This is a genomic window from Pseudomonas sp. ANT_H12B, assembly GCF_008369325.1.
Taxonomy (GTDB): domain Bacteria; phylum Pseudomonadota; class Gammaproteobacteria; order Pseudomonadales; family Pseudomonadaceae; genus Aquipseudomonas.
Window position 1 is genome coordinate 97,696 of record NZ_VOBI01000015.1, and the last position, 16,882, is coordinate 114,577.

Annotated in this window: 14 protein-coding genes; 10 read left to right on the top strand and 4 right to left on the bottom strand. The window is 59.5% G+C overall.

The window, feature by feature from the left end:
• Positions 1–20: 20 nt before the first annotated feature.
• The 10 genes from FQ185_RS21645 (at position 21) to FQ185_RS21690 (ending at position 13,640) form a co-directional block, all read left to right on the top strand.
• Entirely contained in the window at positions 21–3,794 is a 3,774-nt protein-coding gene (locus FQ185_RS21645; RefSeq protein ID WP_149419208.1) for a nitrate reductase subunit alpha, read from the top strand.
• 1 nt (position 3,795) lies between these two features.
• The gene (gene narH / locus FQ185_RS21650; protein ID WP_149419209.1) at positions 3,796–5,334 is read left to right on the top strand and encodes a nitrate reductase subunit beta; all 1,539 of its coding nucleotides are present in this window, start codon (positions 3,796–3,798) and stop codon (positions 5,332–5,334) included.
• Between the two features lie 2 nt (positions 5,335–5,336).
• Positions 5,337–6,092: a nitrate reductase molybdenum cofactor assembly chaperone gene (narJ, locus tag FQ185_RS21655; RefSeq protein ID WP_149419210.1), complete on the top strand. Its 756-nt coding sequence runs from the start codon at positions 5,337–5,339 to the stop codon at positions 6,090–6,092.
• Positions 6,085–6,765, top strand: a complete 681-nt coding sequence (gene narI, locus FQ185_RS21660) for a respiratory nitrate reductase subunit gamma (protein WP_149419211.1) — start codon at positions 6,085–6,087, stop codon at positions 6,763–6,765. The genes narJ and narI overlap by 8 nt, the downstream gene beginning before the upstream one ends.
• 10 nt (positions 6,766–6,775) lie before the next feature.
• Complete coding sequence (locus FQ185_RS21665; protein WP_149419212.1) at positions 6,776–7,735, top strand: peptidylprolyl isomerase; 960 nt, start codon at positions 6,776–6,778, stop codon at positions 7,733–7,735.
• Positions 7,736–7,760: 25 nt separating this feature from the next.
• The gene (gene moaA, locus FQ185_RS21670) at positions 7,761–8,753 is read left to right on the top strand and encodes a GTP 3',8-cyclase MoaA (RefSeq protein WP_149419213.1); all 993 of its coding nucleotides are present in this window, start codon (positions 7,761–7,763) and stop codon (positions 8,751–8,753) included.
• Positions 8,754–9,019: 266 nt separating this feature from the next.
• Entirely contained in the window at positions 9,020–11,035 is a 2,016-nt protein-coding gene (locus FQ185_RS21675) for a ribonucleoside triphosphate reductase (RefSeq protein WP_149419214.1), read from the top strand.
• A 32-nt stretch (positions 11,036–11,067) separates the two neighbouring features.
• Positions 11,068–11,235, top strand: coding sequence for an anaerobic ribonucleoside-triphosphate reductase (gene nrdD, locus FQ185_RS21680; RefSeq protein WP_149419215.1), 168 nt, complete (start codon positions 11,068–11,070; stop codon positions 11,233–11,235).
• On the top strand, positions 11,232–11,927 hold the full coding sequence (locus FQ185_RS21685; protein WP_149419216.1) for an anaerobic ribonucleoside-triphosphate reductase activating protein: 696 nt from the start codon (positions 11,232–11,234) through the stop codon (positions 11,925–11,927). The genes nrdD and FQ185_RS21685 overlap by 4 nt, the downstream gene beginning before the upstream one ends.
• 93 nt (positions 11,928–12,020) lie before the next feature.
• On the top strand, positions 12,021–13,640 hold the full coding sequence (locus FQ185_RS21690; protein ID WP_149419217.1) for a methyl-accepting chemotaxis protein: 1,620 nt from the start codon (positions 12,021–12,023) through the stop codon (positions 13,638–13,640).
• A gap of 39 nt (positions 13,641–13,679) precedes the next feature.
• Here FQ185_RS21690 and FQ185_RS21695 read toward each other — a convergent pair whose 3' ends face one another.
• From FQ185_RS21695 to FQ185_RS21710, 4 genes are read right to left on the bottom strand one after another with little or no spacing between them, the layout of a single operon-like run.
• On the bottom strand, positions 13,680–15,059 hold the full coding sequence (locus tag FQ185_RS21695) for a 4Fe-4S binding protein (RefSeq protein WP_149419218.1): 1,380 nt from the start codon (positions 15,057–15,059) through the stop codon (positions 13,680–13,682).
• On the bottom strand, positions 15,047–15,901 hold the full coding sequence (locus tag FQ185_RS21700; RefSeq protein ID WP_149419219.1) for an FTR1 family protein: 855 nt from the start codon (positions 15,899–15,901) through the stop codon (positions 15,047–15,049). Before FQ185_RS21700 ends, FQ185_RS21695 begins: the two co-directional genes overlap by 13 nt.
• A 22-nt stretch (positions 15,902–15,923) precedes the next feature.
• Positions 15,924–16,256: a cupredoxin domain-containing protein gene (locus tag FQ185_RS21705; protein WP_149419220.1), complete on the bottom strand. Its 333-nt coding sequence runs from the start codon at positions 16,254–16,256 to the stop codon at positions 15,924–15,926.
• A gap of 1 nt (position 16,257) precedes the next feature.
• Positions 16,258–16,788, bottom strand: coding sequence for an iron transporter (locus FQ185_RS21710; protein ID WP_149419264.1), 531 nt, complete (start codon positions 16,786–16,788; stop codon positions 16,258–16,260).
• Positions 16,789–16,882: the final 94 nt, after the last annotated feature.

The following is a 16,882-nucleotide window of genomic DNA, read 5'->3' on the forward strand; positions in this document are numbered from 1 at the left end:
AAGCCTGAGAGGACTACACCGTGAGTCATTTACTGGATCAACTGAAGTTTTTCAATCGCAAGCAAAATGAGTTTTCCGACGGTCATGGCGAGACCCGCAAAGAGTCTCGCGACTGGGAGAACGTCTACCGTTCGCGCTGGCAGTACGACAAGATCGTGCGTTCGACCCACGGGGTGAACTGCACCGGCTCGTGCTCGTGGAAAATCTACGTCAAGAACGGCCTGATCACCTGGGAAACCCAGCAGACCGACTACCCGCGTACCCGTAACGATCTGCCCAACCATGAGCCCCGTGGTTGCCCGCGTGGCGCCAGTTACAGCTGGTACATCTACAGCGCCAACCGGCTCAAGTACCCGAAAATCCGTAAGCCGTTGCTCAAACTCTGGCGCGATGCGCGGCAAACCATGGCGCCGGTTGAAGCCTGGGCCAGCATCGTCGAGGACAAGGTCAAGGCCGACTCCTATAAAAGCAAGCGCGGCATGGGTGGTTTCATTCGTTCCAACTGGGAAGAAGTCAACGAGATCATCGCCGCCGCCAACGTCTACACCATCAAGCAATACGGCCCTGACCGGATCGTCGGCTTCTCGCCGATCCCGGCCATGTCGATGGTCAGCTATGCCGCAGGCTCGCGTTACCTGTCGCTGATCGGCGGCGCCTGCCTGAGCTTCTACGACTGGTACTGCGACTTGCCACCGGCCTCGCCGATGGTTTGGGGCGAGCAGACCGACGTGCCGGAATCGGCCGACTGGTACAACTCCAACTACATCATTGCCTGGGGCTCCAACGTCCCGCAAACCCGTACCCCTGACGCGCACTTCTTTACCGAAGTCCGTTACAAGGGCACCAAGACTGTCGCGATCACCCCGGATTACTCGGAAGTCGCCAAGCTCACCGACCTGTGGCTGAACCCTAAGCAAGGCACCGACGCGGCGCTGGCGCAGGCGTTCAACCATGTGATCTTCAAAGAATTCCACCTGGACAAACCGAGCGCCTATTTCACCGATTACGCCAAGCGCTTCACCGATCTGCCGGTGCTGGTGCTGCTCAAGCAAATGGTCGACAAGGCACCGGGCGCCGGTTACCAGCCGGACCGCTTCCTGCGCGCCAGTGACCTGACCGACAACCTCGGCCAGGAAAACAACCCGGAATGGAAAACCATCGCGCTCGATGTCAGCGGCGAATTGGTTTCCCCGCAAGGCTCCATCGGCTATCGCTGGGGTGAGAAGGGCAAGTGGAACATCCTCCCTCGCGAAGGTGGCGAAGGCCGTGAGATCGATCTGAAATTGAGCCTGATCGGCGATGACGTCGCCGAAGTGGCGTTCCCGTATTTTGCCGGCGAGTCCCACGAGCACTTCCAGCACGTGGCCGGCGATGCCGTGCAATACCGCCGCGTACCGGTGCATAACGTGGTGCTGGCGGACGGCAGCGTGGCGAAAGTCGCCACCGTGTTCGACCTGTCGGCCGCCAACCTGGCCATCGATCGCGGCCTCGGCGGCGAGAACGTGGCCAAGGATTACGACGACGCCTCGGTACCCGGCACACCGGCGTGGCAGGAGCAGATCACCGGCGTCAGCCGTGAGAAAGCCATCCAGATTGCCCGTGAGTTCGCCGATAACGCCGACAAGACCAAGGGTCGCTCGATGATCATCGTCGGCGCGGCGATGAACCACTGGTACCACATGGACATGAACTACCGCGGGCTGATCAACATGCTCATGCTCTGCGGGTGTGTCGGTCAGACCGGTGGCGGTTGGGCGCACTACGTTGGTCAGGAAAAACTGCGTCCGCAATGCGGCTGGCTGCCCCTGGCGTTCGGCCTGGACTGGAACCGTCCGCCTCGCCAAATGAACGGCACCAGCTTCTTCTACGCCCACAGTTCGCAATGGCGTCACGAGAAAATGAGCATGCACGACGTGCTCTCGCCATTGGCCGATAAATCACAATTCCCCGAGCATGCGCTGGACTACAACATCCGCGCCGAGCGCGCCGGCTGGTTGCCCAGCGCACCGCAACTCAACACTAACCCTTTGCACATTTGCCGCGACGCCGCTGCGGCCGGCATGGACCCGAAAGACTACGTGGTCAAGTCGCTGCAGGACGGTTCGCTGCGCTTCTCCTGCGAACAGCCGGACAGCCCGGTCAACTTCCCGCGCAACATGTTCATCTGGCGTTCCAACCTGCTGGGCTCCTCGGGCAAGGGCCACGAGTACATGCTCAAGTACCTGCTCGGCACCAAAAACGGCGTGATGAACGAAGACATCGGCCAGGTCGGCGATTGCAAACCCGAAGAAGCCGAATGGGTGGACGAGGGCGCCATCGGCAAGCTCGATCTGGTCACCACGCTGGACTTCCGCATGTCCTCGACCTGCGTTTATTCCGACATCGTGTTGCCGACCGCAACCTGGTACGAAAAAGACGACATGAACACCTCGGACATGCACCCGTTCATTCACCCGTTGTCGGCTGCCATCGACCCAGCGTGGGAATCGCGTTCCGACTGGGAAATCTACAAAGGCATCGCCAAGGCGTTTTCCAGCATGTCCGAAGGGCACCTGGGCGTTGAAAAGGACCTGGTGACCATCCCGTTGATGCACGACAGCGTCGGCGAACTGGCCCAACCGTTTGGCGGCACCGACTGGAAAAGCGACGGCGTGGCACCGGTGCCGGGGAAGAACGCGCCGAACCTGCACGTGGTCGAGCGTGACTACCCGAACATCTACAAGCAGTTCTCGTCTCTTGGGCCATTGCTGGAGAAAAACGGCAACGGCGGCAAAGGTATCAACTGGAACACCGAAGACGAAGTGAAATTCCTCGGTGAACTCAATCACAAAGAAGGCGATGCCGGTATCAGTCACGGCCGTCCGAAAATCGACACGGCGATCGATGCTGCCGAGGTGATTCTGTCCCTGGCACCGGAAACCAACGGCCAGGTCGCCGTCAAGGCCTGGGCTGCGCTGTCGGAATTCACTGGCATCGACCACAGCCACCTGGCGCTGTCCAAGGCCCACGAGGCGATTCGTTTCCGCGACATTCAGGCACAGCCGCGCAAGATCATTTCCAGCCCGACCTGGTCGGGTCTCGAAGACGATCACGTCAGCTACAACGCCGGCTACACCAACGTTCACGAAGGGATTCCATGGCGCACCATCACCGGTCGCCAGCAGTTCTACCAGGATCACCCGTGGATGCAGGCGTTCGGCGAGCAACTGATGAGTTACCGGCCGCCGGTCAACACCCGCACCATCGAAGGGGTGAAAGGCAAACGCAGTAATGGCCACAAGGAAATCGTCCTGAACTGGATCACCCCGCACCAGAAGTGGGGCATCCACAGCACCTACAGCGACAACCTGCTGATGCTCACCCTCAGCCGTGGCGGGCCGATTGTCTGGCTCTCGGAGAACGACGCGAAAAGCGCCGGTATCGAGGACAACGACTGGATCGAGTGCTTCAACATCAACGGTGCACTGACTGCCCGTGCGGTGGTCAGCCAACGGGTCAAGGACGGCATGGTGATGATGTATCACGCACAGGAACGGATCGTGAACGTACCCGGTTCGGAAACCACCAAGACCCGTGGCGGCCACCACAACTCGGTCACCCGGGTGGTGCTCAAGCCGACCCACATGATCGGCGGCTATGCCCAGCAGGCCTACGGTTTCAACTATTACGGCACGGTCGGTTGCAACCGCGATGAATTCGTCGTGGTGCGCAAAATGTCCAAAGTCGACTGGCTCGATGGTTCAAGTGGCGATGATCTGCCGCGTCCACTGCCGACCGATATCGAGGAGAACTGAGATGAAGATTCGCTCACAAATCGGCATGGTTCTGAACCTGGACAAATGCATCGGTTGCCACACCTGTTCGATCACCTGCAAAAACGTTTGGACCAGCCGCGAAGGCATGGAATACGCCTGGTTCAACAACGTCGAATCGAAACCCGGCATCGGCTACCCGAAAGAATGGGAAAACCAGGACAAGTGGAAGGGTGGCTGGATCCGCAATGCCAACGGCACGATCAATCCGCGCATCGGCGGTAAATTTCGCGTGCTGGCGAACATTTTCGCCAACCCGGACCTGCCCAGCCTCGATGACTACTACGAGCCGTTCGACTTCGATTACCAGCACCTGCACACCGCGCCGCTGGGCGAGCATCAACCTACCGCGCGCCCGCGTTCGCTGATCTCCGGCAAGCGCATGGAGAAGATCGAGTGGGGCCCGAACTGGGAGGAAATCCTCGGCACCGAATTCGCCAAGCGCCGCAAGGACAAGAACTTCGACAAGATCCAGGCAGACATTTACGGCGAGTACGAAAACACGTTCATGATGTATTTGCCGCGCCTGTGCGAGCACTGCCTCAACCCGACGTGCGCCGCGGCTTGCCCGAGCGGGGCGATCTACAAGCGTGAAGAAGACGGCATCGTCCTGATTGACCAGGAAAAATGCCGCGGCTGGCGCATGTGCATCAGCGGCTGCCCGTACAAGAAAATCTACTTCAACTGGAAGAGCGGCAAGTCCGAGAAATGCATCTTCTGCTATCCGCGTATCGAAGCCGGGCTGCCGACTGTTTGCGCGGAAACCTGTGTCGGGCGCATTCGTTACCTCGGTGTGTTGCTGTATGACGCCGACCGCATCAGCGAAGTGGCGAGCACCGCCAATGAGCAGGACCTGTACGAGAAACAACTGGAGATCTTCCTCGATCCGAATGACCCAGCAGTGATTCGTCAGGCCCTGGCCGATGGCGTACCGCAGTCGGTGATCGATTCAGCCCAGCGTTCGCCGGTCTACAAAATGGCCGTGGACTGGAAACTCGCGCTGCCGCTGCACCCGGAATACCGCACCTTGCCGATGGTTTGGTACGTACCGCCGCTGTCGCCGATTCAGAACGCCGCAACCGCTGGCACCGTCGGTATGAACGGGGTGATCCCGGACGTCGACAGCCTGCGTATTCCATTGAAGTACCTGGCCAACCTGCTGACGGCGGGCGATGAAAAACCGGTCAAGCGTGCGCTTAAACGCTTGCTGGCGATGCGCGCCTACAAACGTTCCGAGCAAGTCGACGGCGTTCAGGACCTGCAAGTGCTGAAGGATGTCGGCTTGAGCGTGGCCCAGGTCGAGGAAATGTATCGCTACCTGGCGATCGCCAACTACGAAGACCGTTTTGTCGTACCTAGCGCCCACCGTGAAGACGCCATGAGCGACGCCTTCGCCGAACGCTCCGGTTGTGGCTTCAGTTTCGGCAGCGGCTGTAGCGGCAGCTCCGACACCAATATGTTCGGCGCCAAGAAAGCCAACCGCCGCGACATCCTGAAAACCGTCCAGTTGTGGGAGGAATGAGCATGCAAATTCTCAAAGTGATTTCGCTGCTGCTCGATTACCCGACCGAGACACTGATTGGCGGTCGTGACGAGCTGGAACAAGCGATCATTCAGTCACGGGAAATCAGCCCTAAGCAGCGCGGTGCGTTGTTCGAATTGTTGGAGTTGCTCTGCGCCAATGACCTGATGGACGGGCAGGAGCACTACGGTGCGCTGTTCGGCCGGGGGCGCTCGTTGTCGCTGCTGTTGTTCGAACACGTGCACGGTGAATCCCGCGACCGTGGTCAGGCGATGGTCGACATGATGGCGCAATACGAAGAAGCCGGTTTTGCCATCGGCGTCAAAGAGCTGCCCGATTACATCCCGCTGTACCTGGAGTTCCTCTCCACCCGTGAAGACATTGAGGCCCGCGAGGGCCTGGCGGATGTTTCGCACTTGCTGGCCTTGCTCGCGGCACGTCTGGAAGAGCGCGAAAGCGCCTATGCCAGCTGCTTCCGGGCGCTGCTGCAAATTGCCGGCGCCGAGCCGCATCAGGCGGTCGCCGACCTGCGGGCGCAGGTCGCGGCGGAACCTCGCGACGACTCCCTCGAAGCCCTCGACAAGATCTGGGAAGAGGAGGCCGTGGATTTCCTCCAGGCCGAACAGCAGGACCGTTGCAGTTCGCTGCCAAGCGCGCCGGGCAAGGCTCGGGAAGAAAGTGCGGTGCCGTTGCACTGGGTGGATTTTCAGCATGAAGGGCTGGCCGCCGTGCCAGCCAAGGAGGTAGGCAATGTCTAAATGGAACCTGTTGTTGTTTGGGGTCTATCCCTACGTCGCCCTGGCAATTTGTCTGATTGGCAGTTGGGCCCGCTTCGATCTGTCGCAGTACACCTGGAAAGCAGGTTCGAGCCAGATGCTCAACCAGCGCGGCATGCGTGTGGCGAGCAACCTTTTCCACGTTGGCGTGTTGTTCGTGCTGGCCGGGCACTTCGTCGGCCTGCTGACACCCGCGTCGATTTATCACCACGTGATCAGCACTGAGAACAAGCAGTTGCTGGCGATGGTCTCGGGCGGGTTTTTCGGTCTGCTGTGCCTGATTGGCCTGTTGATGCTGGTCAAACGACGCCTGACCGATCCACGCGTTCGTGCCACCTCCAGTCCTTCGGACATCCTGATTCTGCTGGTGCTGCTGGCGCAATTGCTGCTCGGTCTGCTGACCATCGTCGCGTCCACCGGACACATGGACGGCTCGGTGATGGTGATGCTCGCCGATTGGGCGCAGAACACCGTGCTGTTGCGGCCGATGGAAGCGGCCGCGGCCATCGCCCCGGTCGGGCTGACCTACAAGTTGCACGTGTTTCTCGGTTTGACCCTGTTTGTGCTGTTCCCCTTCACCCGTCTCGTACACATGATCAGCGCACCGATCTGGTACCTGGGGCGTCGTTATCAAATCGTTCGTCAGAAGTACTGAGGAGAAAATCATGTCAGGTGGATGTGGATGTGGTGGCGGTAACGGGGGCAGCGGTGGCTGCGGTTCTTCAAAAAAAGCGGAGGCGATTCTCGACATCGCGCCGGTCGCAGCGGCGCAGTTTGAAGCACTGCCGGTTGAGCCCGCGGCGGCCGATGACGCCCCGGCGCAGTTGATCGCCAGCAGTGAACAGGAGTGGCCGATCGTCAGCGTCAACGAGGTGTCGATCACCCCGGAAGCGATGGCCCAGGAGCTGCAATATCACCCGGCCGAAAGCCGTGAGGAAGCGGTCTATCTGGCCGCCAGGGCGCTGGTGATCCGCGAGTTGCTGCAGCAGCGCATCACCGAACTTGGTGTGTCGCTGGAGATCGGCGCGGGTGAGAACGAAGAAGAAGCGGCCACGCGCTTGCTGCTTGAGCGTGAGGTGAAAGTACCGCAGTGCGACGAGGAAACCAGTCTGCGGTACTACGAAAACAATCGCGGACGCTTTCACAGCGCGCCGTTGCTGGCGGTGCGGCACATCCTGCTCGAATGTGCGCCGGACGATGTTGAGGCCCGCGAGCTTGCGCAGGGTCAGGCCGAAGTCCTGCTGCAGCAACTGGATGAGTTCCCCGGCAGTTTCGCCGAGCTGGCCGTGAAATATTCAGCCTGCCCGTCGAAAGCTCAAGGCGGTTCTTTGGGGCAAATCAGCAAGGGCCAGACCGTGCCCGAACTGGAGCGTCAGTTGTTCACCCTGGTACCTGGCCTTGCCAGCAAACCGCTGGAAAGCCGTTACGGCTGGCATGTGATCAGTGTCGATCAGCGAATCGAAGGCATGCCGTTGCCCTATGAAGTGGTGTCGACGGCGATCCGCACGCAGTTGCAGCAAGGCGTGTGGCAGAAAGCGCTGGTGCAATACCTGCAAACCCTGATCGGTGCCGCCGATATTCGTGGCATCCACTTGCAGGGCGCCGACTCACCGCTGGTGCAGTGAGCATCAAGGCAAACCGGGAGAAGTGATGAACGCTGTGATGCAGGATGGTTTTGGGCGGCAGATCGATTATCTGCGGATGTCGGTGACGGACCGGTGTGATTTTCGCTGTGTGTATTGCATGGCGAAAAACATGACCTTCCTGCCGCGCCAGCAGGTGCTCACGCTGGAGGAATTGCAGCGCTTGGCGACGCTGTTCGTCGGCATGGGCGTACGCAAAATCCGTCTGACCGGCGGCGAGCCATTGATCCGTCCCGGCATCGTCGGACTGTGCCGCAACATCGCCGCTTTGCCCGGTTTGCGCGAACTGGTGATGACCAGCAACGGCTCACAGCTGGGCCGTCTGGCCCGGCCGTTGGTCGACGCCGGGGTCAAGCGGATGAACATCAGCCTCGATAGCCTGGACGGGCAGAAGTTTCGCGCGATCACCCGTAACGGTGATCTCGATCAGGTGCTCAACGGCATCGAAGCGGCGCGCGACGCAGGGTTTGAGCGGATCAAGCTCAACTGCGTGGTGATGAAAGGAAGAAACTTCGATGAAGTCCCGGCGTTGGTGCAATACGCCATCGACCAGCGCATCGATATCAGTTTCATCGAAGAAATGCCCTTGGGCGACGTCGGTCGTTCCCGGGGCGAATCGTTCTGTTCCAGCGATGAAGTGCGCACGTTGATCGCCAGCCAGCATCGGTTGCTCGACAGTACCGAGAACAGCGGCGGACCGGCGCGCTATGTGCGCCTGGAACGCCATCCCGAGACACGCATCGGTTTCATTTCACCCAACAGCCACAATTTCTGCGGCAGCTGCAACCGGGTGCGGATGACTGTTGAAGGGAAGCTGTTGCTCTGCCTGGGGCAGGACGACGCCCTGGATTTGCGGGGATTGCTACGACGGTATCCGCTGGATGACCAACCGGTGATCAGCGCGGTCCAGCGGGCGTTGCGCGGCAAGCCGCTACGCCACGATTTCAGCCCCGACGGGGAGGTACAGATTGTGCGGTTCATGAACATGAGTGGTGGTTGAACTGATCTATAAAACACAGCAAATCCAATGTGGGAGCGAGCCTGCTCGCGATAGCGTTCTATCAGGCAACAATGATGTCGACTGACACTCCGCCTTCGCGAGCAGGCTCGCTCCCACACTAGATTTTCTTTTGCCGCATTCGGGCGGTTTTTTTTGCCGACAAATCTTGATATCGATCAATTGCAGAACCGCGCTTTCTCCGTAGTCTTCCCTGCATGTTGTGTTTGATTTTATTTAAACATCTATATGTAGTGTCTGGAGGACGAATGCAGAGCACGCTGATCGCAGTAGGATGTAACCGCTTGCACAAACGTGATGGCAGTCAGGTCGCTTTCGATGCGGACAAGATCCGTCAGGCATTGATCGCTGCCGGCGAGGCAACCGGGGAATACACCGACTTTGAAGTCGAAGGTTTGCTTCAAGCGGTATTGACCCGGTTGGAAGGGCTGCCAAGGCTGCATGTCGAGCAAATCCAGGACCGTGTTGAGCGGGTGTTGATGGACGCCGGTTACTTCCTCGCCATGCGCGCCTATATCGTCTACCGCGAACAGCACGGGCGCTTGCGCCGCGACCGCCGGACCATGGTCGAGGTGGCAACCTCAATGAATGAATACCTGGACCGCGAAGACTGGCGGGTCCAGGCCAACGCCAATCAGGGTTATTCCCTGGGCGGTCTGGTGCTGAACGTGTCGGGCAAGGTCACCGCCAATTACTGGCTGGACGAGGTGTACAGCGAAGCCATCGGCCAAGCCCACCGCGAGGCAGATTTGCACGTGCACGACCTCGACATGCTCGCCGGTTACTGCGCGGGCTGGTCGCTGCGAACCCTGTTGCACGAAGGTCTCAACGGTGTGCCGGGGCGTGTCGAAGCCGGTCCGCCGAAGCACTTGAGCAGTGCCTTGGGGCAGATGGTGAATTTCCTTGGCACCCTGCAAAACGAATGGGCCGGCGCCCAGGCGTTCAGCTCGTTCGATACCTACCTGGCACCTTATGTGCGCAAGGACCAGCTGAGTTATCAGGAGGTGCGCCAGGCGATCCAGGAGTTCATCTACAACCTCAACGTTCCCTCGCGCTGGGGCACCCAGACGCCGTTCACCAACCTGACTTTCGACTGGGTGTGCCCGCAGGATTTACGTGAGCAGATTCCCGTCATCGGCGGTGAGGAAATGCCGTTTGCCTATGGTGACCTGCAAGTCGAAATGGAGCTGCTCAACCGCGCCTACATCGAGGTGATGCAGGCCGGCGATGCGAAAGGGCGGGTGTTCACCTTTCCGATCCCGACCTACAACATCACCCATGACTTTCCATGGGACAGTGAAAACGCCGACCGCCTGTTCGAAATGACCGCGCGTTACGGCTTGCCGTACTTCCAGAACTTCCTCAATTCGGACCTCCAACCCAATCAGGTGCGCTCAATGTGCTGCCGGTTGCAGCTGGATGTCCGCGAGTTGCTCAAGCGTGGTGGTGGTTTGTTTGGCTCGGCGGAACAGACCGGTTCACTCGGCGTCGTCACCATTAACTGTGCACGCCTGGGCTATGTGTTCAAGGGCGATCTCAGCGGTTTGCTCAAGCGTCTGGACACACTGATGGAACTGGCGATGGAGAGCCTGGAGGTCAAGCGCAAAGTCATTCAGCGCCATATGGATGCCGGTTTGTACCCTTACACCAAGCGTTACCTGGGCACCTTGCGCAACCATTTCTCTACCATCGGCCTCAACGGCATGCATGAAATGCTGCGCAATTTTACCGGCGATGAGGACGGCATGCACACCGAGCATGGCCGCCGTTTTGCCCTGGATATGCTCGACCACGTGCGCGCCACGTTGCTGCGTTTCCAGGAGGAAACCGGCCACATGTACAACCTGGAAGCGACGCCCGCCGAGGGCACCACCTACCGTTTCGCCAAGGAAGACCTCAAACGCTACCCCGACATTCTCCAGGCCGGCAGTACGCAAGCGCCGTATTACACCAACTCTTCGCAGTTGCCCGTGGGCTACACCGAAGACCCTTTCGAAGCCTTGGAGCTTCAAGACGAGCTGCAATGCAAATACACCGGCGGCACGGTCTTGCACCTGTACATGGCCGAGCGGATTTCATCGACCGAGGCCTGCAAGCAACTGGTGCGCAAAGCCCTTGGCCGCTTCCGCCTGCCGTATCTCACCGTGACCCCGACATTCTCCATCTGCCCGGTGCACGGCTACCTCGATGGCGAGCATGAGTTCTGCCCCAAATGCGACGAAGCACTGCTGCTGCGCGAACAGAAGCTCGGCACCGTTAATTGATTTCGATCCACTCAACTGCAAGGAGCTACACCATGACTGCATCGCAAATACTGCCCCAGGCTCAACGTCAACGCTGCGAAGTCTGGACCCGGGTGATGGGCTATCACCGTCCTGTGGCGGCGTTCAACCCGGGTAAACAGTCGGAGCACCGCGAGCGCGTGCACTTCACTGAAAGCGCGGCGCTGGCTGGGGGCCAATGAGTCGAACGCTTCGGGTCGGGGGCATGGTGCCCCTGACCACTATCGACTATCCGGGACAGCTCGCCTGCGTGTTGTTTTGCCAGGGTTGCGCCTGGCGTTGTCGTTACTGCCATAACCCGCAGTTGATCCCGCCTCGTAGCACAGACGAAGTGGATTGGCGGCGGGTGTTGGCGTTTCTGCAACGCCGTCAGGACTTGCTCGATGCGGTGGTGTTCAGCGGTGGTGAGCCGACCTTGCAGGACGGTTTGCTCGATGCGATGGATGAGGTGCGGGAGATGGGATTTCGCATCGGCCTGCACAGCGCGGGCATCAAGCCGGCTGCGTTTGCCAAGGCACTGACCGGGGCCGATTGGGTCGGCTTCGACGTCAAGGCGTTGCCTGAGGATTGCCAGAAGATCACTCGGGTCGAGGGCAGCGGAACGGCCAACTGGCGCAGCCTTGAGCATCTGCTGGCCAGCGGTGTCGACTACGAATGTCGCACCACCGTGCATTGGCATTTGTTCGAACCGGCGCGCCTGCTGATCCTGGCTCAGCGCTTGAGCGAGCTCGGCGTCAAACGCTTCGCCGTGCAACTGGTGCGCACCGAGCGGATGTTCGATCCGCTGCTGCCAAGCGTTTCGGCACAAGCCTTGCTACCTGAGCTGTGGGAGGCCATGCGCGAGTTGTTCCCATCCTTCGTGTTACGGGGGTAACCGAGTCTGAGGTTTAACGTTTAACGGTGAGATCCACCATTAGGTTTTCAAATGCGCTGCCAATCGGCAGGTATCAAACGGGGAGCATTTGATATGGCCAAATTAAGCACGGCACACCGTATCGTCATCGGTTTTGCAATTGCGCCGCTGGCCTTGATGGGTATGGCGTTTTACGCGTTGCACGATCTGGCAACGCTCAAGGAACAGGCGGTGGTCATCGTCAAACAGGACTGGCCGAAAATCGATCCGATCATGGTCATCGCGACCGGCGTGCGCGATAACGCCAGGAACACCCGGGATTTGCTGATCGACAAAGACAATCAGCAAGTGCAGCAGTCAATAGACGCCACCAAGAAACGCATCACTCAGGCGCTCGAAACGCTTGAACCGCTGTTTTATTTGCCAGAAGGCAAAGCCACTTACGCCGCCCTGAAAAAGAATCGCGAGGCCTATGTCGCTGCGTTCACCCAAGTGCAGGTATTGATTAGGCAAGGGGCTTTCGATGACGCCATGATTCAGCTCAAACAAAGGGTCGTCCCGGCTGAATTTGAGGTTTATAAAAGCCTGGATGAACTGATGACGCTGCAAGGAACAATATTCGCCGATCGCGAGCAGGCGGCCCAGGAACTCTACAGCGATGCCCGGCGCAATATGCTCGGGTTATTTTTGTTCTGTGTGGCGCTGGTTATCGCCGCCGCGGTGATCGTCACGCGCAGTGTGACCCGGCCATTGGGTGGCGAGCCGGATGACGCAGCGCGGTTTTTGAGTCAAATGGCTCAAGGCGACCTGACAATTCAAGTGCCCGTAAGCTCAAGCGACGGTGGCAGCGTGATGATGAACATGCACCAGATGCAGCAAAGTCTGAATGCCATGGTCAGGCACATCGCGACCTCGGTTGACCAGGTGGCCAGTTCCTCCGAAGAACTGAGTGCCGTCAGCAGCCAGACCAGCAGCAGCGTGCAATTGCAGGGGCTGGAGATCGAGCAAGCGGCTGCGGCGGTGAATCAAATGACTGCTGCGGTCGATGAAGTGGCGCGCAATGCGGTCAGTACTTCCGAGGCGTCCCGACAGTCCGAACAAACCGCCCAGCGCGGTCGAGAGCAGGTTCAGGAAACCGTGGTTTCAATCGGTGAACTGGCGGACGGCGTCACCGATACCTCGCAACGCATCGAACAACTGGCGGGCAGGGTGCAGGACATCAGCAAGGTCCTGGATGTGATTCGCAGTATCGCCGAGCAGACCAATTTGCTGGCCCTTAACGCGGCGATTGAAGCGGCGCGGGCCGGTGACGCCGGACGCGGTTTTGCCGTGGTCGCCGATGAAGTACGCGCCCTGGCCCATCGCACGCAGGTGTCCACCCAAGAGATCGAGCAGATGATTGGCAACATTCGTCTGGATACCGTCCATGCGGTAACGGCCATGCAAAGCAGCAGCAATCTGGTTCGGGCCACCCTTGAAGTGGCGCAGCGGTCGGGCGAAGCACTGGATGAAATCACCCGGTCGATCTCGCAGATCAACGAGCGCAACATGATGATCGCCAGTGCAACGGAGGAGCAGGCGTTGGTGGCCCGTGAGGTGGATCGCAATCTGATGGGTATTCGTAACTTGTCCGAGCAGGTCTTGCTTGGTGCCCAGCACACCCACACCGCCGGCCACGAATTGGCGCAGATGGCGGGGGCGCTGCACCAGACAGTGGCGCGTTTTAAAGTGTGATTGATACGGGTTGGTGGTTGGAGGAGGGCGCTGAGGTACTCAAGCCCAGCCCCAGAATTGCAGCCACCAGCCAAGCCCTATCCACCCGTTGGCCAGTAACAGGCAAACGCTGCCAGACCATTGACGAGGCAGGGAAATAGGTTCGCGGTTCAGCCGTTTCCAACCCAGGAGCAGGCTCCAACCCATCGCGGCCAATAACAGACAGGCCCTCGCCGGTTGCACCCATTCCAGCAGCAGACCTTCGTAGCGCAGCAATTTCACCGTTGTTGCCGACAACCCGAGAAACAACCCGGCACCACCCAGGGGCGTGAGCGTCAGCGCCAAGGGCCAATAGAGTGCGCGATTGTGTGCCAGGCGGGCCGTGAGGTGCAGGAGAATCATCAACCCGGTGCCGATCACGATCGAACTCAAACTCAGATAAGCGACGATGCTGAAACCGTCCAGCCAGCTGAAGCTGTCGTTGAGCTGCGGGTAGTGGGTCAGCAGCCACCACGGCGCGTTGTCCTGCAAGGCCCAGAGTTGGTTGTGTTCGACCAGCCATTGGGCGAGGGTTTGTTTGAGGGCGACGAACCATGGACTGACCGTCCACTGAAACGCGCCCATGGCCAGGCCAATCACGCCGAACAGCAATAAACGCGCGTCCCACGGTGAAAGCGACTGCGCCGTCGCGTTAAGAATTTCCTGATGGCTGGAGCGGGCGATCAACTGAACGGCGCCGCGTTGGCCGCTGCAGCGTCCGCAGGCATGGCAATCGCTGGCGCCTTGCATACGACGGATATCGAGCAAGGGCGCGCAGTTGGGAGGCGGCAGGCGCGGTGCAGCATTTTCCATCCAGCGTTGTTCATCCACCTGAAAGTGCACCGGAGCCAGTCGCGCGAGCAGGGCGAACACGCCACTGACCGGGCACAGGTAACGGCACCAGACCCGCTTGCCCCGGGCGAACAGCAGACCGACGGCGACCGCCGCGACAGTCGAGCCACCCAGAATCAGCAACGCTGCTTGGGCGTAGTCGTAGACGCTGATCAATTGGCCGTAAAGAGTTGTCACGCAGAACGCCAGGGTCGGCCATCCGCCCCAACGCAACCAGCGCGGCACGCCCAGGCCCTTACCGTAATGGCTGGCCCATTCGCTGAGTGAACCTTCCGGGCAAAGAACGCCACACCAGAGTCGACCGAATAACACGATCGACAACAGCACGAACGGCCACCAGATCCCCCAAAACAGAAACTGCGCAAGCAAGGTCAGGTTGTCGAGCATCCGTGCCTGGCTGTCCGGCAAGGGCAGCAACGCAGGGATCACCAACAGCAACGCGTACAAAAGTACAACGACCCACTGCACGGCGCGAATAACGGGCGCATGGCGACGCATGCTGTCGCCCAGGCGCTGGAGCCATCGATTGCGGCGACTCAGCTCAGGCATGGGGCTTTTTCCGTCGCGCGTTGACGCAGCCAACCACCGACGGCCAGCCAATAACCTGCCAACACTAGCAAGGTCATGGCACTGGGCGTCGCCCGATAACCGGCAAAACCTGAAAGAAAACCACCCAATCCATGGCTGTCGCTGAGCAAGGCGCTACTGTCCCAAAGCGCATCCCCAACGAGGTTGTACATCACCTCCGGCAACTCCAGGGCGAGTAATTGACCGCTGATTCGCTCGGCACCGCTGACCAGCAACGCCGCCCCGAGCATTAGCAAAACAGCTTCGCTAATCGCAAAGAATCGTTGCCACGAAATGAACCGGCGGCTGCCGTGGAGCAGGGCAATTGTCAGCCCCGATAGCACCAGTCCCAACACGCCGCCGATGGCAAACAAACCGAGCTGCGGACCGCTCAACCGGGCTCCGGCGCCATAAAGAAACACCACCGTTTCGCTGCCTTCGCGGCTGACGGCGAGCATGGCCAGCAGCAACAATCCCCAGCCGCCTCGCCGGGCCAGGTGGCTATCGGCATGGCGTCGCAAATCATGCTTGAGCGTGCGTCCGTGGCGATGCATCCAGCCGACCATTTGCACCATCAGCAGGCTGGCAACCAGCGCGAGTACCGCCTGGAACCACTCATTGGCTGAGCCGCTCATGGCCTCGCCGGCAAACAGAATCAGCACCGCCAGCAGCCCCGAAAGCATCAGCCCCAGCACCACACCTGCCCACAGATAGTTGACCAGGCGACTGCCTTGGCTTTGCTGACTGGCCCAAGCCTGGAGAATGCCGATCACCAGCAGCGCCTCGACGCTTTCGCGCCAGACGATGAACATTGATTGATTCATGGAAGCTCCGTACGTGATCGGGTTATTTCGCGAGGATGCCGCCTTCGGGCAATTGCGGATTGAACTCGTCGAAGAAGGGGTAGTGACCGGGTCTGAGGGGATGGATCACCACAAAGGTTGTCACTCCCGGCGACAGTACTTTTTCAACCCGTAACGGTGTGCTCTCGAATTCCGCAGGTCCTTGACCGATGTTTTTCAAGACGATCTTGAAGCGCTGGCCGGCTGGTACCTCCAGCAAGGCAGGGGTGAAATGGCCGTCGCGCAGGCTTAGTTCGTAAGTGAGTAGCTCGGCATTAGCCGTGAAGGGCGCAACTGCTCCGGCAAGCACCAGCCCGGCGAGGTGCAGGCGTTTCATTTCAATAGCCGCCTTTTTTGCCGATGCCGGCATAGATGAATTCGTAGTGCAACTCGCAGCGTTCAAACCAGGGCGCGACACCGGTTTCCTTATCGGTATGGCGGCCAAGCGAACCATGACCGCTGGGTGGCATGACCGTGAAGGTCAGTTGATATTTGCCAGGGCCCAACAGCTTCACATTGTCGCCATAATGCGGACCGTCATTGGCGACCATCGCGTGGAAATCGCCTTTTAGTTCGTTCTCGTTACCCTGTTTTTTCAGGTTGAATGAGACGTTGAGGTAAGGCACGAAACTGCCTTCCTGAAAACCTTGTCGATTGTCCGCTGTGGCGCGAATGTCGGCTTCCAGATGCACATCGGAATCCGCGGTGGCTCGCATCATTCCGGCAGGTGCCATCTCGATCGGCTGCAAATACACCGCCCCGACTTCCAGTCCTGGACACAGTTGCGGGTCGCCGATCGGGTATTCCTTGGCTTGAATCAGTGGGGAGAGCAAGAGGAGGGCGAGTGACAACGAAAAGGTTGTACGCATGATGACTTCCTGGGCACTAACGAAGTGGGAGCCCGAGTCTAGAAAGCTTTCTTGCGAATAATAATGATTATTGTCAATTTTTGATGCGATGGCA

Coding starts and splice junctions, on each gene's coding strand:
- narH (WP_149419209.1), top strand. CDS start 3,796: ATGAAGATTCGCTCACAAATCGGCATGGTTCTGAACCTGGACAAATGC.
- narJ (WP_149419210.1), top strand. CDS start 5,337: ATGCAAATTCTCAAAGTGATTTCGCTGCTGCTCGATTACCCGACCGAG.
- narI (WP_149419211.1), top strand. CDS start 6,085: ATGTCTAAATGGAACCTGTTGTTGTTTGGGGTCTATCCCTACGTCGCC.
- FQ185_RS21665 (WP_149419212.1), top strand. CDS start 6,776: ATGTCAGGTGGATGTGGATGTGGTGGCGGTAACGGGGGCAGCGGTGGC.
- moaA (WP_149419213.1), top strand. CDS start 7,761: ATGAACGCTGTGATGCAGGATGGTTTTGGGCGGCAGATCGATTATCTG.
- FQ185_RS21675 (WP_149419214.1), top strand. CDS start 9,020: ATGCAGAGCACGCTGATCGCAGTAGGATGTAACCGCTTGCACAAACGT.
- nrdD (WP_149419215.1), top strand. CDS start 11,068: ATGACTGCATCGCAAATACTGCCCCAGGCTCAACGTCAACGCTGCGAA.
- FQ185_RS21685 (WP_149419216.1), top strand. CDS start 11,232: ATGAGTCGAACGCTTCGGGTCGGGGGCATGGTGCCCCTGACCACTATC.
- FQ185_RS21690 (WP_149419217.1), top strand. CDS start 12,021: ATGGCCAAATTAAGCACGGCACACCGTATCGTCATCGGTTTTGCAATT.
- FQ185_RS21695 (WP_149419218.1), bottom strand. CDS start 15,059: ATGCCTGAGCTGAGTCGCCGCAATCGATGGCTCCAGCGCCTGGGCGAC.
- FQ185_RS21700 (WP_149419219.1), bottom strand. CDS start 15,901: ATGAATCAATCAATGTTCATCGTCTGGCGCGAAAGCGTCGAGGCGCTG.
- FQ185_RS21705 (WP_149419220.1), bottom strand. CDS start 16,256: ATGAAACGCCTGCACCTCGCCGGGCTGGTGCTTGCCGGAGCAGTTGCG.
- FQ185_RS21710 (WP_149419264.1), bottom strand. CDS start 16,788: ATGCGTACAACCTTTTCGTTGTCACTCGCCCTCCTCTTGCTCTCCCCA.